The organism is Micromonospora sp. II (assembly GCF_001709195.1).
GTDB lineage: Bacteria > Actinomycetota > Actinomycetes > Mycobacteriales > Micromonosporaceae > Micromonospora > Micromonospora chalcea.
Map to the genome: position 1 here is coordinate 143984 of NZ_LYXF01000006.1, position 14659 is coordinate 158642.

13 protein-coding genes are annotated in these 14659 nt (G+C 74.5%); 7 read left to right on the top strand and 6 right to left on the bottom strand.

The annotated features are described in order from the left end of the window. The first annotated feature begins 20 nt into the window (after positions 1-20). The 6 genes from A8711_RS03840 (at position 21) to efeB (ending at position 7546) form a co-directional block, all read left to right on the top strand. Positions 21-1043, top strand: a complete 1023-nt coding sequence (locus A8711_RS03840) for a cation diffusion facilitator family transporter (RefSeq protein ID WP_069087457.1) — start codon at positions 21-23, stop codon at positions 1041-1043. 3 nt (positions 1044-1046) lie between these two features. Next, positions 1047-2207 (top strand): mannose-6-phosphate isomerase, class I, encoded by a 1161-nt coding sequence (gene manA / locus A8711_RS03845; protein WP_043326406.1) that lies wholly within the window; start codon positions 1047-1049, stop codon positions 2205-2207. Between the two features lie 299 nt (positions 2208-2506). After that, positions 2507-4006, top strand: a complete 1500-nt coding sequence (gene ahcY, locus A8711_RS03850) for an adenosylhomocysteinase (RefSeq protein WP_043326405.1) — start codon at positions 2507-2509, stop codon at positions 4004-4006. 175 nt (positions 4007-4181) lie between these two features. Beyond that, entirely contained in the window at positions 4182-5069 is an 888-nt protein-coding gene (efeU, locus tag A8711_RS03855; RefSeq protein WP_069087458.1) for an iron uptake transporter permease EfeU, read from the top strand. Positions 5070-5096: 27 nt separating this feature from the next. After that, on the top strand, positions 5097-6227 hold the full coding sequence (gene efeO / locus A8711_RS03860) for an iron uptake system protein EfeO (RefSeq protein ID WP_069087459.1): 1131 nt from the start codon (positions 5097-5099) through the stop codon (positions 6225-6227). Beyond that, on the top strand, positions 6224-7546 hold the full coding sequence (efeB, locus tag A8711_RS03865) for an iron uptake transporter deferrochelatase/peroxidase subunit (protein ID WP_069087460.1): 1323 nt from the start codon (positions 6224-6226) through the stop codon (positions 7544-7546). The genes efeO and efeB overlap by 4 nt, the downstream gene beginning before the upstream one ends. Positions 7547-7572: 26 nt before the next feature. Here efeB and A8711_RS03870 read toward each other — a convergent pair whose 3' ends face one another. Next, positions 7573-8565 (bottom strand): RDD family protein, encoded by a 993-nt coding sequence (locus A8711_RS03870; protein WP_069087461.1) that lies wholly within the window; start codon positions 8563-8565, stop codon positions 7573-7575. Positions 8566-8588: 23 nt separating this feature from the next. Between A8711_RS03870 and A8711_RS03875 the strand changes: the two genes are divergently transcribed. Then, the gene (locus A8711_RS03875; RefSeq protein ID WP_064447730.1) at positions 8589-9542 is read left to right on the top strand and encodes a stage II sporulation protein M; all 954 of its coding nucleotides are present in this window, start codon (positions 8589-8591) and stop codon (positions 9540-9542) included. On the opposite strand, the gene A8711_RS03880 is transcribed toward A8711_RS03875, so the two are convergent. Genes A8711_RS03880 through A8711_RS03900 form a run of 5 tightly spaced genes read right to left on the bottom strand, consistent with a single transcriptional unit; the run spans position 9520 to position 14537 of the window. Next, entirely contained in the window at positions 9520-10830 is a 1311-nt protein-coding gene (locus A8711_RS03880; RefSeq protein ID WP_069087462.1) for a DUF58 domain-containing protein, read from the bottom strand. The genes A8711_RS03875 and A8711_RS03880 overlap by 23 nt on opposite strands. Further along, a complete protein-coding gene (locus A8711_RS03885) occupies positions 10827-11804 on the bottom strand; it encodes a MoxR family ATPase (RefSeq protein ID WP_030501401.1) in 978 nt (325 codons plus the stop codon). The genes A8711_RS03880 and A8711_RS03885 overlap by 4 nt, the downstream gene beginning before the upstream one ends. Then, entirely contained in the window at positions 11801-13099 is a 1299-nt protein-coding gene (locus A8711_RS03890; RefSeq protein WP_069087463.1) for a DUF4350 domain-containing protein, read from the bottom strand. Before A8711_RS03890 ends, A8711_RS03885 begins: the two co-directional genes overlap by 4 nt. Then, positions 13096-13695, bottom strand: a complete 600-nt coding sequence (locus A8711_RS03895; RefSeq protein ID WP_064447734.1) for a DUF4129 domain-containing protein — start codon at positions 13693-13695, stop codon at positions 13096-13098. The genes A8711_RS03890 and A8711_RS03895 overlap by 4 nt, the downstream gene beginning before the upstream one ends. Beyond that, the gene (locus tag A8711_RS03900; protein WP_069087464.1) at positions 13692-14537 is read right to left on the bottom strand and encodes a hypothetical protein; all 846 of its coding nucleotides are present in this window, start codon (positions 14535-14537) and stop codon (positions 13692-13694) included. Before A8711_RS03900 ends, A8711_RS03895 begins: the two co-directional genes overlap by 4 nt. Between the last annotated feature and the right edge of the window lie 122 nt (positions 14538-14659).

Below are 14659 nucleotides of genomic sequence, written 5' to 3' on the forward strand. Positions count from 1 at the left end.
GGCATCGAGCGAGGCGGGGAATGAGCGCGAACGGGGGCACGAAGGCGATCGTCGCCGCCCTGGCGGCGAACCTCGGTATCGCCGTCACCAAGTTCGTCGCGTTCGCCCTCACCGGCTCGTCGTCGATGCTGGCCGAGTCGATCCACTCGGTGGCCGACTCGGGCAACCAGGGCCTGCTGCTGCTCGGTGGCCGGCGGGCCAAGCGGCAGGCCACGCCGCAGCACCCGTTCGGGTACGGCCGGGAGCGCTACATCTACGCGTTCATCGTGGCGATCGTGCTGTTCAGCCTCGGTGGCCTGTTCGCGCTCTACGAGGCGTACCACAAGGCGTCCGATCCGCACCCGATCGAGAGCTGGCAGTGGGTGCCGGTGGCGGTGCTGGTGGCCGCGATCGTGATGGAGGGCTTCTCCTTCCGTACCGCGATCAAGGAGTCCAACCTGATCCGGGGCAACCAGACCTGGGTGCGGTTCATCCGCCGGGCCAAGGCCCCGGAGCTGCCGGTGGTGCTGCTGGAGGACTTCGGCGCGCTCGTCGGTCTGGTCTTCGCGCTGTTCGGCGTCGGCATGACGCTGATCACCGGAAACGGCATGTGGGACGCGGCGGGCACCGCGATGATCGGTGTGCTGCTCGTGGTCATCGCGGTCACGCTGGCGATCGAGACCAAGAGCCTGCTGCTCGGCGAGGGCGCGGAGCAGGGCGAGCTGGCCAAGATCGAGCAGGCCGTCACGAACGGTCCCGAGGTCGAGCGGATCATCCACATGAAGACGCTCTACCTGGGCCCCGAGGAGCTGATGGTGGCCGCGAAGATCGCGGTGCCGGCCTGGGAGACCGCCGAGGACCTGGCCCGCGACATCAACGCGGTCGAGGCCCGGATCCGGCGTGAGGTGCCGACCGCCCGGGTGATCTACCTGGAGCCGGACATCTACTCGCCGGAGGCGGAGCGGGCGGGCACCGGGCAGGCGGCGGCGACCGCCGTCCCGGAGGCCGCGACCACCGGCGAGGCGCACGCGGCCGACGAGGTGGCCGGGCGGCCCGGGAGCTGACCGATGGAGCTGTTGCAGGGCCGGATCCGTGACTACGCCTGGGGCTCGCGCACCGCGATCGCCGAGTTGCAGGGGCGGCCGGTGCCGAGCAACGGGCCGGAGGCGGAGCTGTGGCTGGGCGCCCACCCGGGCGCCCCGGGCACCGTTCAGCGGGACGGCCGTCCGGTCAGCCTCACGGAGCTGCTGGTGGCCGAGCCGGGCCACTGGCTGGGTGAGCGGCTGGTCGGCCGGTTCGGCACCCGGCTGCCGTTCCTGCTGAAGGTGCTGGCCGCCGACTCCCCGCTGAGCCTCCAGGCCCATCCGGACGCCGAGCAGGCCCGCGCCGGGCACGCCGCCGACGTGGAGCGGATCAACTACGTGGACCCGTACCACAAGCCGGAGCTGCTGGTGGCGCTCTCGGAGTTCGACGCGCTGTGCGGCTTCCGCGATCCGGGGGAGTCGGCGGCGGCGATCGCCGCGTTCGGCGTACCCGCGCTGGAACCTGTGGTGGCGGCGTTGCGCGCCGGGCCGGCGGGGCTGCGGGAGGCGGTACGCCTGCTGTTGAGCTGGCCGCGGGCGGAGCGCGCCGGGCTGGTGGCGGCCGTGCTGGCGGCGGCGGACGCCGGTCCCGGGTCGGCGGACGCCGAGCTGGTACGCACGCTGGCGGCCGGCTATCCGGAGGATCCGGGCGTGGTGGTGGCGTTGCTGTTGCACCACGTCCGGCTGGCGCCCGGCGAGGGCATCTGGATGCCGGCCGGGAACCTGCACGCCTACCTGCGCGGCACCGGCGTGGAGATCATGGCGGCCAGCGACAACGTGCTGCGTGGCGGGCTGACCCCGAAGCGGGTGGACGTGGACGAGCTGCTGCGGGTGCTCCGGTTCGAGGTGCTGACCGAGCCGGTGCTGCGGCCGGAGACGGTGGCGCCCGGGGTGCTGACGTGGCCGGTGCCGGTGGAGGACTTCGCGCTGCACCGGGTCGAGGTCGCCACCGGGTCGCCGGGGGCGCGGTTGACGCTGCCCGGGCCGCGGGTGGTGCTCTGCCGGACCGGGAAGCTCACCGTTGACGACGGGGTGGGCGTGGTCACGCTCGGCGCGGGACAGGCCGCTGTGGGCACGGCGGCGGGAGGTCCGCTGACGCTGAGCGGGGACGGCGAGGCGTTCGTCGCCACCTGTGGCCTGCGCTGAGCGCTCAGCAAAAAGCCGCAAGTCCGACTTTCCCGAAATAGCTTGACGGTCCACTGGCGTGGTGTGACCCTATGGGTACGCAGCGTTGTCGCGACGAAGGTCCGATGACGTGCGGGGGAACCAAACCGGGGGGATGCACGGGGCGGCCGGGCCGTGGACGGAAAGTCCGTCCACGACCGACCGCCCCGTGCGCTGTCCGCCGACCGGCCGATTGTGTGCTCGGTCAACCGGGCACCGGCCGGGTGGGTCGCGCGCGTAAGGTGGAAGGCTGCGCACCACATCGTTCGACAGGAGCTTCCATGACCAGCACCCTCCCCGCGGCCTCCAGCGGCGCGTCGTCGCAGGCTCGGCCGAGCACCCTCGCCGAGGGCGACTACAAGGTGGCGGATCTGTCGCTCGCCGCGTTCGGTCGCAAGGAGATCCGGCTCGCCGAGCACGAGATGCCCGGCCTGATGGCGATCCGGCGTGAGTTCGCCGAGGCCCAGCCGCTGGCCGGCGCCCGCATCACCGGCTCGCTGCACATGACCGTCCAGACCGCCGTCCTGATCGAGACCCTTGTCGCGCTCGGCGCGCAGGTCCGCTGGGCGTCCTGCAACATCTTCTCCACCCAGGACCACGCCGCCGCGGCGATCGTGGTCGGCCCCGAGGGCACCCCGGAGGCCCCGGCCGGCGTGCCGGTCTACGCCTGGAAGGGCGAGACGCTGCCGGAGTACTGGTGGTGCACCGAGCAGGTGCTCGCCTGGCCGGACGGGCAGGGCCCGAACATGATCCTGGACGACGGCGGCGACGCCACCCTGCTCGTCCACAAGGGCGCCGAGTTCGAGAAGGCGGGCGCCGTACCGCCGGTCGAGTCCGCCGACTCCGAGGAGTACGCGGTCATCCTCGAACTGCTGCACCGCTCGCTGGCCGAGGACAACCAGCGCTGGACCCGGATCGCCGCCGGCATCAAGGGCGTCACCGAGGAGACCACCACCGGTGTGCACCGGCTCTACGAGATGCACCGCGCCGGCACGCTGCTCTTCCCGGCCATCAACGTCAACGACTCGGTGACCAAGAGCAAGTTCGACAACAAGTACGGCTGCCGCCACTCGCTCATCGACGGCATCAACCGGGCCACCGACGTGCTGATCGGCGGCAAGATGGCAGTGGTCATGGGCTACGGCGACGTGGGCAAGGGCTGCGCCGAGTCGCTGCGCGGCCAGGGCGCCCGGGTCGTGGTGACCGAGGTCGACCCGATCTGCGCGCTCCAGGCGGCGATGGACGGCTACCAGGTCGCCACGCTGGACGACGTGGTCGAGCAGGCGGACATCTTCATCACCGCGACCGGCTGCTTCGACGTCATCACCAACGAGCACATGGCCCGGATGAAGCACCAGGCCATCGTGGGCAACATCGGCCACTTCGACAACGAGATCGACATGGCTGGCCTGGCCAAGCGCAGCGACGTGACCCGGGAGAACATCAAGCCGCAGGTCGACGTGTGGCGCTTCGACGACGGCCACGCGATCATCGTGCTCTCCGAGGGCCGCCTGCTGAACCTGGGCAACGCCACCGGCCACCCGAGCTTCGTGATGTCGAACTCGTTCGCCAACCAGACGATCGCCCAGATCGAGCTGTTCACCAAGACCGAGGAATACCCGATCGGCGTCTACGTGCTGCCCAAGCACCTGGACGAGAAGGTTGCCCGGCTGCACCTGGACGCGCTCGGCGCGAAGCTGACCACGCTCACCAAGGAGCAGGCCGCCTACCTGGGCGTCTCCACGGAGGGCCCGTTCAAGCCCGACCACTACCGCTACTGAGTTCACACTCCGGAAGGGACCGGGGTCGGCCGCCGCGCGGCCGTCCCGGTCCCTTTTCGCGTACGGGGTGGGCCGGCGGGTGCCGAACCGGGTGACGTTACCGCGATCAGCTTGACGTTTGCTGTGAACAGGAGGAAGGTATGCCTGCCCTAAGTTAGCGACCACGGAGCAGCTGATGTTCGCCACGTACCTGATCGGCCTGCGCGAGGGCCTGGAAGCGACACTTGTGGTCAGCATCCTCGTCGCGTTCCTGGTGAAGTCGCAGCGCCGGGACCGGCTGCCGCAGGTGTGGACCGGCGTCGGCCTGGCCGTGGCGCTCTCCGTCGGCTTCGGCTCGCTCATCCAGTACACCTCGACCTCGCTGCTGCGCACGTCGGAGTCGCGCGAGCTGTTCGAGGCGGTCACCTCGGTCGCCGCCGTGGTGTTCGTGACCTGGATGATCTTCTGGATGCGCCGGGCCGCCCGCACCATCGCGGGTGAGCTGCGCGGCAAACTCACCGACGCGCTCGCGGTCGGCTCCCTGGCGGTCGCCGGCATGGCGTTCCTCGCGGTCATCCGGGAGGGCCTGGAGACCGCGCTGATCTTCTACGCCGCCGCCGAGAGCGCGGCCGGCGGCACCGGGCCCGGCTCGCTGCTCGCCCTGGCCGGCGGCATCGCCACCGCCGTGGTGATCGGCTTCCTGCTCTACCGCAGCGCCGTCCGGATCAACCTCAGCCGGTTCTTCACCTGGACCGGGGCGCTGCTCATCCTGGTGGCCGCCGGCATCCTCAAGTACGGCGTGCACGACTTCCAGGAGGCGGGCGTGCTGCCCGGCCTGAACGACCTGGCCTTCGACATCTCCACCACGCTCGACCCGAACGCCTGGTACGGCGCGCTGCTCGCCGGCATGTTCAACGTCACCGCCGCGCCGACGGTGCTGGAGCTGGTCGCCTGGGTCGCGTACGCGGTCCCGGTGCTCGTGCTCTTCCTGCGCAAGCCCGCCCGGTCCGCCAAGCCGGTTCCGGCCGCCGCCACACCCAGCGCGCCGGCCGACGTCGCCGCTGTTCCGTCCCCCCGCGCCTGAACCACCCGTTCCCGAGGAGACCGCACGATGCGTACCACCCGACTCGTCGCGCCCGCCGCCGCCGGGCTGCTCGCCGTCGCCGGACTGACCGGCTGCGGGGGCGGTGACGACGCCGACGCCAAGAACGGCGGGCCGATCGCCGTCAAGGCCACCGACACCGTCTGCGAGGTCGCCGACACCGAGATCGACGCCGGTCAGGTTACGTTCAAGGTGACGAACAACGGTTCCAAGGTCAACGAGTTCTACGTCTACGCCGCCGGTGACCGGGTGATGGGCGAGGTGGAGAACATCGCCCCCGGGCTCAGCCGGGAGCTGCGCGTCGAGCTGACCGCCGGCACGTACGAGACGGCCTGCAAGCCGGGAATGAGCGGCCGGGGCATCCGGGGCGCGCTGAAGGTGAGCGGCACCGCCGCGACTGTCGCCCCCGACGCCGCGCTGACCCAGGCCACCGCCAGCTACCAGCGGTACGTGCGCAGCCAGACCGCCGCGCTGCTGACGAAGACCGAGGAGTTCGTGGCCGCGGTCAAGGCGAACGACGTGGCGAAGGCCAAGGCGCTCTACCCGGTGGCCCGCACCTACTGGGAGCGGATCGAGCCGGTCGCGGAGAGCTTCGGCGACCTCGACCCGAAGATCGACGGCCGCGAGGAGGTGGTCGAGGAGGGCATGGAGTTCACCGGCTTCCACCGGATCGAGAAGGACCTCTGGACCACCGGCGACGTCAGCTCCGACGGCCCGATCGCCGACCGGCTCCTGGCCGACGTCAAGGCGATCGTGGCCAAGGCGGACGCCGAGAAGCTCACCCCGCTCCAGCTCGCCAACGGCGCCAAGGCGCTGCTCGACGAGGTCGCCAGCGGGAAGATCACCGGCGAGGAGGAGCGCTACTCGCACACCGACCTCTGGGACTTCAACGCCAACCTGGAGGGCTCCAAGGCGGCCGTCGCCGCGCTGCGTCCGGCGCTGGAGCAGCGCGCGCCCGACCTCGTCAAGCAGCTCGACAGCGAGTTCGCGAACGTGGAGACCACGCTCGGCAAGCACCGCGCCGGCGACGGCTGGAAGCTGCACACCCAGCTCGGCAAGGACGAGCTGAAGGAGCTGTCGGACGCGGTCAACGCGCTGGCCGAGCCGGTCAGCAAGGTCGCGGCGGCAGTCGCGCGATGACCGGCCCGGCCGGCGGTGACGCGACGAGCGAGCCGAACCGCGAGCGGACCGGCCGCGGCCTGTCCCGGCGCCGGGCGATGACCCTGGCCGGCGTCGGCGTGGCCGGTGTCGCCGGGGTGGCGGGTGGCGCGGGCGCGCTGCTCGCCGGCGGGAACGAGGCATCAGCGACCGGATCGGCCGCCGGTTCCGTGCCGTTCCTCGGCGAGCACCAGGCCGGCATCACCACCCCGGCCCAGGACCGGCTGCACTTCGTCGCGTTCGACGTGGTCACCAAGGACCGGGACCGGCTCGTCGCCATGCTCCAGGAGTGGACCGCCGCCGCGGCCCGGATGACCGCCGGGAAGGACGCCGGGGTGATCGGCGCGGTCGGCGGCATGCCCGAGGCTCCGCCGGACGACACCGGCGAGGCGCTCGGGCTGCCCCCGTCGCAGCTCACCCTCACCGTGGGCTTCGGACCGACGCTGTTCCGCGACGCGCAGGGCCGGGACCGTTTCGGCATCGCCGCCCGGCGTCCGGCCGCCCTGGCCGACCTGCCGCACTTCGCCGGGGACGCGCTGCGGCCGGAACTGTCCGGCGGCGACATCTGCGTCCAGGCGTGCGCCAACGACCCGCAGGTCGCGGTGCACGCCATCCGCAACCTCGCCCGGATCGGCATGGGCGTGGTGAGCGTCCGCTGGTCGCAGCTCGGCTTCGGGCGTACCTCGTCGACGTCGCGGGACCAGGCCACGCCGCGCAACCTGTTCGGCTTCAAGGACGGCACCGCCAACCTCAAGGCCGAGGACGCCGCCCTGCTCCGCGACCAGCTCTGGGTGCAGCCCGGTGACGGCCCGGACTGGATGACCGGCGGCTCCTACCTGGTCACCCGGAAGATCCGGATGCTGATCGAGACGTGGGACCGCAGCCCGCTGGCCGAGCAGGAGATGATCGTCGGCCGGACCAAGGGCAGCGGCGCGCCGATCGGCCGCCAGGACGAGTTCGACGAGCCGGACTTCGCCGCCAGGGGCGACGACGGTGAGCCGCTCATCGCCGACACCGCGCACGTACGGCTGGCCCACCCGGACACCAACGACGGCGCCCGCCTGCTGCGCCGCGGCTACAACTTCGTGGACGGCTCGGACGGGCTGGGCCGGCTCGACGCCGGGCTGTTCTTCATCGCCTACCAGCGCGACCCGCGCCGGCAGTTCGTGCCGATCCAGACCCGGCTGGCCCGCAACGACGCGATGAACGAATACCTGCGGCACGTCTCCAGCGGCCTGTTCGCCTGCCCGCCCGGCCTGCGCGACGCAGCCGACTGGTGGGGGCGCGCGCTGTTCTCCTGAAGCCGGCTCAGCTCACCCGAGGCGGCTCAGCGGCGTACCGGATCGGGTTCGACCTGCGGCGCGGCGGGCCGCAACCGGCCCGCGCCCGGCCCGGCGGGGCCTGGCAGGACGGCGCCCGGCCCGGTGGAGCCCGGCACCACGGCGGGCGCCGGGACCAGCTCCGGCCAGAGCGTGGCGGCGACCGCCCGGCTGCGGCCCAGCCGGTGCGCCGCCCGCCGCCCCCGCTCGGCGAGCACCGCCGACAGGTACGCCCACTCCGGCGCGGCCCACGGCGGAGGCGGCGAGGTGACCGCCGCGACCTCCGTCCACAGCCCCCGGCCCAGCCGGAACCGGTCCGGTTCGGCGAGCTGGGGCAGCCGGTCCAGGTACTGCCGCACGGCCAGCGCCAGCCCGTCGTCGAGGCGGGTCAGGTCGAGCGTGCCGGCCCAGGCCAGCAGCGGCGGCGCGGCCGGCGGCAGCGGCCGCCACAGCGTCGCGCCCCGGGTGTGCACCACCAGCGTGCCGGCGACCAGGTCACCCAGCCGGCGTCCGCGCGGGTCGGTGAGCATCACCATGACGCTCGCCGCCCAGCTCAGCAGCGGCAGCACCAGCCCGGGCCACTCCACCGCGACGCCGACGAGCGCCCGCGTCAGCGACTGGCCCACCCCCACCGGGCCGCCGTCGGCCCGGACCACCCGCAGCCCGACGGCCAGCTTGCCCACCGTCCGGCCACCGGCGAAACGTTCCATCACCACCGGATAGCCGATCAGCACCAGCACCAGCAGCACGATCTGCAGCGCCCCCGCCAGGGCGGCGTCGAGGTAGTCCCCGAGCAGGGCGAGCGCCACCATCCCCAGCACCGCGCCGAGCACGAGCGCCAGCGCGAGCTGGATCACCGCGTCGATCAGCAGGGCCAGCACCCGGGAGCCCAGCCGGGCCGCCCGGACGTCCAGCTCCACCGCCTCGCCGCTGACCAGACCGGCGTCGGCCCACCGGGGCGGTGGGGGAGGTTGCGCGCGCACCCCGACAGTGAACACCATGGACGCCGAACGGGGGAGGGCGAGTGGATCTCGATGCGTACGTGGCCGAACACAACGCCGAATGGCGGCGGCTGGAGTACCTGACCGGGCGGCGTCGCCTCGACGCGGCAGAGGTCGACGAGCTGGTGGCGCTCTACCAGCGCAGCGCCACGCACCTGTCCGCCCTGCGCGCCCGGGCGCCCGAGCCGGCGCTGGTCAACCGCCTGTCCCACCTGGTCCTCGCGGCCCGCGCCCGGGTCACCGGCCGTCAGCGGTTCTCCTGGGCGGCGGTGGGCCGGTTCCTGGCCGCCGACCTGCCCGCCGCCCTCTACCGGGCCTGGCCGTGGTGGTGCGGCGTGGCCACCGGGTTCAGCCTGCTCACCGCGTTCCTCATCTGGTTCGTCGCCGGCAACCCGGACACCGCCGCCGCGTTCGTCGGCGACGAGGCCGCCCGGGAACTCGTCGACTCCGGTTTCGCCGGCTACTACACCGAGTTCGCCGCGCCCACCTTCGCGTTCCACCTGTGGACGCACAACGCCTGGCTGGCCGCCCAGTGCCTGGCCGCCGGCGTGCTCGTGGTGCCGGTGCTCTGGCTGCTGTGGCAGAACGCGCTGAACATCGGCGTGGTCGGCGGCGTGATGGTCGCCTACGGCCGGGGGGACGTCTTCTTCGGCCTGATCACACCGCACGGCCTGCTGGAACTGACCGGCATCTACGTCGCCGCCGGGGTCGGACTGCGTACCGCCTGGGCCTGGATCGCCCCGCCCGCGGACCTCGGGCGCGGCCGGGCGGTCGCCGAGGCGGGCCGGCTCGCCGTCGTGGTCGCGGCCGGGCTGGTCGGCCTGTTCGCGGTCTCCGCGCTGGTCGAGGCGTTCGTCACCCCGGCGCCGCTGCCGGTCGCGCTCCGGGTGGCCGCCGGCGCCGCGGTGTGGCTGGCCTTCCTCGCGTACGCGCTGGTGCTCGGCCGGCGCGCGGTCAGAGCTGACCGAGGGACTTGAGCCGCAGGTAGGTGTCCGCGACGGCCGGGGCGAGCCGGTGCGCCGGCACGTCCACCACCGTCACCCCGTAGCGGGACAGCGCGGCGCGTACCCGGTCCCGCTCGGCCAGCGCCCGCCACGCCGACGCGGCCGCGTACGGGTCGTCCGGGCCGGTCGGGGTGGCAGTGGCGAGCCTGCTCAGCACCGGGTCGCTGCCGGCGGCCAGCACCACCCGGTGCCGGGTCGCCAGCCGGGGCAGCACCGGCAGCAGCCCTTCGCCGATCGCGCCCGCCTCCAGCGCGGTGAACAGCACCACCAGGCTGCGCTGCCGCTCCCGGCGCAGCACCTCGCCGGCGATCAGCTCGAAGTCGGTCTCGGCGAGCGTCGGCTCCAGCGGCGCCACCGCCTCGACCAGCCGGGCGAGCAGGGCCGGACGGCCGCTGCCGGTCACCCGCGCCCGGATCTCGGTGTCCGCCGCCAGCAGGTCCACCCGGTCACCGGCGCGGGCCGCGAGCGCGGTGAGCAGCAGCGCCGCGTCGATGGCGGTGTCCAGCCGGGGCTCGTCGCCCAGCCGGACCGCCGAGGTGCGGCCGGTGTCCAGAACGCAGACCAGGCGCCGGTCCCGTTCCGGGCGCCAGGTGCGGACCAGGATGTCGGCGCGCCGGGCACTGCCCCGCCAGTCGATCGAACGGACGTCGTCGCCCACCGCGTACTCGCGCAGCGTGTCGAACTCGGTGCCGTGGCCGCGCCCCCGGGTCACCTGCACACCGTCGATGACCCGCAGCCGGGCCAGTTTCTCCGGCAGGTGCCGGCGGGAGTCGAACCGGGGCAGCACCCGCAGCGTCCACGGCGGGGTGGCGGGCTGCCCGGCGCGCTGCCGGGCGCCCAGGCGCATCGGCCCGAGCGAGCGTACGGTCAGCGCCACCGCCGGCCGGTCGCCGCGCCGGGTCGGGGTGAGCCGGACCGGCAGCGTGGCGACGCCACCGGGCGGCACGGTGAGCAGGCGCTGCGGCGGCACGTCCGAGCGGGCCCCGGCCGACGGCACCCAGGCGTCGCGCACCTGGGCGTACAGCGTGTGGTGGGTCGGGTTGGTCAGGTGCAGCGTGACGGTGGCGGTGCCGCCGAGCCGCACCGTACGGTCGCCGGAGCGGGTCACCGTGAGCGCGTGCGGCGGGGCGGCCATCGCCCGGTCGAGCGCCACCAGCAGCAGCACCACGACGGTCAGCACGGCCATCCCGACGAACGGCGCCGGCCAGAACGGCAGCGTCAGCGCGCCCACGCCGAGCAGCAGACCCGCCCGCCAGGTCATCGCGGCGTCGGCACGGTGGCCAGCACCGAGTCCAGCACCGCGTCCACGGTCACGCCCTCCAGCTCCGCCTCCGGGCGCGGCCGCAGCCGGTGCCGCAGCGTGGGCCGGGCCACCGCCTTCACGTCGTCCGGCGTGACGTGGTCCCGGCCGGCCAGCCAGGACCACGCCTTGGCGGTGTTCAGCAGCGCGGTGGCGCCCCGGGGCGACGCGCCCAGCTCCAGCGCCGGGGCGGAACGGGTGCCCCGGCACAGGTCCACGATGTAGCCGAGCACCGGCTCGGCCACGTGCACCCGCTGCACCTCGGCCCGGGCCGCGGCCAGGTCCGCCGCACCGGCCACCGGGCGTACGCCCGCGGCACGCAGGTCGCGCGGGTCGAAACCGGCGTGGTGCGCGCGGAGCACACCCAGCTCCTCCTCCCGCTCCGGCAGCGGCACCGTCAGCTTGAGCAGGAAGCGGTCGAGCTGCGCCTCGGGCAGCGGGTAGGTGCCCTCGTACTCGACCGGGTTCTGGGTGGCCGCGACGATGAACGGGTCGGGCAGCGGACGGCGCTCGCCCTCGACCGAGACCTGCCGCTCCTCCATCACCTCCAGCAGCGCCGACTGCGTCTTCGGCGGGGTCCGGTTGATCTCGTCGGCGAGGAGCAGGTTGGTGAAGACCGGCCCCTCCCGGAACGTGAACGCGGCGGTGCGCTGGTCGAAGATCAGCGAGCCGGTGACGTCGCCGGGCATCAGGTCGGGGGTGAACTGCACCCGCTTGGCGTCCAGGTCGAGCGCGGCGGCAAGCGTCCGCACCAGCAGCGTCTTGGCCACCCCCGGTACGCCCTCCAGCAGCACGTGCCCCCGGCAGAGCAGCGCGATCACCAGCCCGGTGACCACGGCGTCCTGCCCGACGACGGCCTTGGCCACCTCGGCGCGCAGCCGGTGCAGGGCGGCGCGGGCGCCGGACGGGGCGGTGGTCGTGACGGGTCCGGTCACCGGGTGTCTCCTTCGCTCGGATGCGGGGCCAGGGTACGGGTCAGGGCGTCCAGTTCGCGGGCCAGCTCCAGCAGCTCGCGGTCCTTCTCCGGGGCGGGGCCGTAGAGCAGTTCGGTGACCCGTTCCGGGTCGGCGCCGGCACGCTCGGCGATCCGGGCGGCCACCTCGTCGTCGGGCGTGTCCGGAGGCAGGTTGAGCCGGGGCAGGAGCCGGTCCAGCGCGGCGGCGCGCAGCGTCTCGGCGACCGTGTCCCGCGCGCCCGCCCGGCGGTAGAGCCGCGCCCGGCCGCGTACCGTCTCGGCGGCCCGCACGGTAACCGGCAGCGGCTCCGACACCGGCGGCCCGAGCCGGCGGGCCCGCCAGAGCACGACGAGCAGCCCGGCCAGGGCGAGCTGCGCCAGGAGCGCCCAGAACCACTGCGGGAAGGCGCCCCAGAGCGGGTTCTCCCACGGCGGGTCGGCGCGGTCGGGCGGGTCGGGCCGTTCCGACCGTTCGCCGTCGCCGCCCTGGGCGGGCTCCTCGGTGAAGGGTTCCGGGGACCAGCTCGGGCGGGTCGGGGCCGGTACCGGCTCGGGCAGGTCGAGCCAGACGAGCGGGCGGTTCCCGCCGAGCATTCCGGTGGCGAGGGCCTCGTTGCCCCACTCGCCGATCCGGTCGTTGCGGAACGGGTCGCTGGCGCCGGCCAGCACCACCTCGACCCGGCCGGGGACGCGCAGCAGCGCGCCGCCGTAGCAGTGGTCGACCTCGGCCGGCCCGGCGTAGCGCTGCAGGTCGATCGCGGCGGTGCCGGCCCGGACCGCCTCGGGCAGCGGGCACGGCGTGCCGTCCGCGTCCGGCGGCACGGCCCGCGCGGCCCAGCGCCGGGCGGCCGGCTCGACCGGCGTGTCCAGTTCGGCGAGCACCCGCGGGGAGGGCTCGACGAACACCAGGCGGGTGCCCGGGGGCAGGGCGGTCAGGCGGTCGAGCAGGTCCGGGTGCACCAGTCCGGGCGCGGGCACGAAGACGGTGCTCGGTGCGATGCCGGCGGTCTGCAGCACCCCGTCGAACGCCGTCTCCCGGCGCACCGGCACACCCTGCGCGCGCAGCGCCTCGGCGAGCCGGCTGCCCCCGTCGTCGTCGGTGGCGACCGGGGAGAGGAAGCCGGGCTCGTCGGTGTCGGGCCGGTCGACGGCGTGCAGCACGAGCGTGGTCACGATCAGCAGCACGGCCAGCCCGAGCGGGACGAGCAGCCGGTGCCGCCGACGGCGCGGCGTCGCGGCGGTGGCCGTCTCCGCCGGCGTCACGGTGGCGGTCATCGCGGCTCCTCCCCGGTCAGCTCGCGACGCAGGTCGGCGGCGAGTTCACGCATCCGGTGGTCGTGCGCGGCGGTGGCGGGACGCTGGGCGTACCAGAGGTCGGAGAAGATCGCCCCGGCGGTGTGCAGCGTCGGCCGCACCTGGGGCCGGGCACGGGCCGCCGCCTCGGTCAGCTCGACCACTGTGAGCCCGGGGCGGGGCTCCACGACGTGCCGCGTGACCAGGAGCCGGACCATCTCGCGCAGCCGTTCCCGGACCGCCTCGGCGTACCGGCCCTCGGCCGCGAGCCGGTCGGCCAGCCCGGGCGCGCCGGCCGGCACGGCCTCCGGGGTCCGGGGCTCGGGCACGCGTACCGGCGGCGGATCGGAGCGGCGGCGGCGCGCGGGCCGGCGCAGGCGGGGAAGCCGCAGCCGGGGCAGGCGCGGCAGGCGCAGCCGGGGCAGTGAGAACCGGGGCAGCCGGCGGGGCACCCAGGCCGGGAAGAAGTACCAGCCCAGGGCGGCCAGCAGCGCGACCGCCAGCAGGATCAGCGCGGCCAGCGGCAGCGGCAGCAGGTCACCGAGGGCCGCGACCGTCTCGGTCCACCACCGGCTCACCGCTGCGCCGCCAGCAGGACCGGTTCCGGTACGCCCGCCGGCGCGCGGGAGAGCCGGATGTCCAGCCCTTCGGTGCGGATCCGGGTCTCCAGGTGCAGCACCGCGTCCAGGCAGGCCAGCGCCGGGTACGCCAGCGCGTTCACCGCGGCGAAGGCGGCGACGGTCACCGGCAGCGCCCAGGCGGACACGTCGAACAGGCCCAGCATGCCGAGACCGTGATAGACGCCCAGCCCGATGCCGAGCCGGATCAGCCACCAGCCCAGGTAGCCCAGCAGCCGGACGGCGGCGGCCCGCGCGCTCACCCGGCCCGCCAGGCGGATCGCCCGCCACGGGGCCCGGTGTCCGGGCACCCCGTCCAGCACCAGCACCGGCACCACCAGGCCGAGCAGCCCGTACGCCAGGAACCAGCCCGGCCCGGTCAGTGCGGCGAGCGTGACGACGGGGCCGATCGCGACGGCGGCCAGCACCACGGGGCCGGGCCGGGAGCCGCGCAGCAACTCGGCCGGCCCGGGACGGCGCCCCAGCAGGGCCGCGCCGGCGCCGCGCGCGGCCGGGCCGCCCAGCAGCGCGATGATCGCCGCCTCGGTGCCGGCGCCGGTCGCCAGCAGCAGCCAGTACCAGGGCAGCGAGTCACCGAAATCCGCCGGCCACCACTGCGGCGGGTCGGCCTCGACCAGCAGCCGCAGCGGGTGGAGCACCGCCTGCTCGGCGAGGGCCAGCACGAGGGCGAGCGGGACGAGCACCCGGGCGTGGTCGCGCAGCAGCAGCACTGCCGCGTCGAGCAGTTCGCCGACGGTCAGCGGACGGCGCGGCAGCACCGCGGTCGGGCCGGCGTCGGGCACGCGTACTCCTGGCGGGCAGGGCGGAGGTGGCGGGCGGCGCGGCGCCCGAGGGATCATGGTTGCACGGCGGGTCCGCATCCGGTGGACCCGTCCGCCCTGACGCGCCACGCTGTGCGGCCACG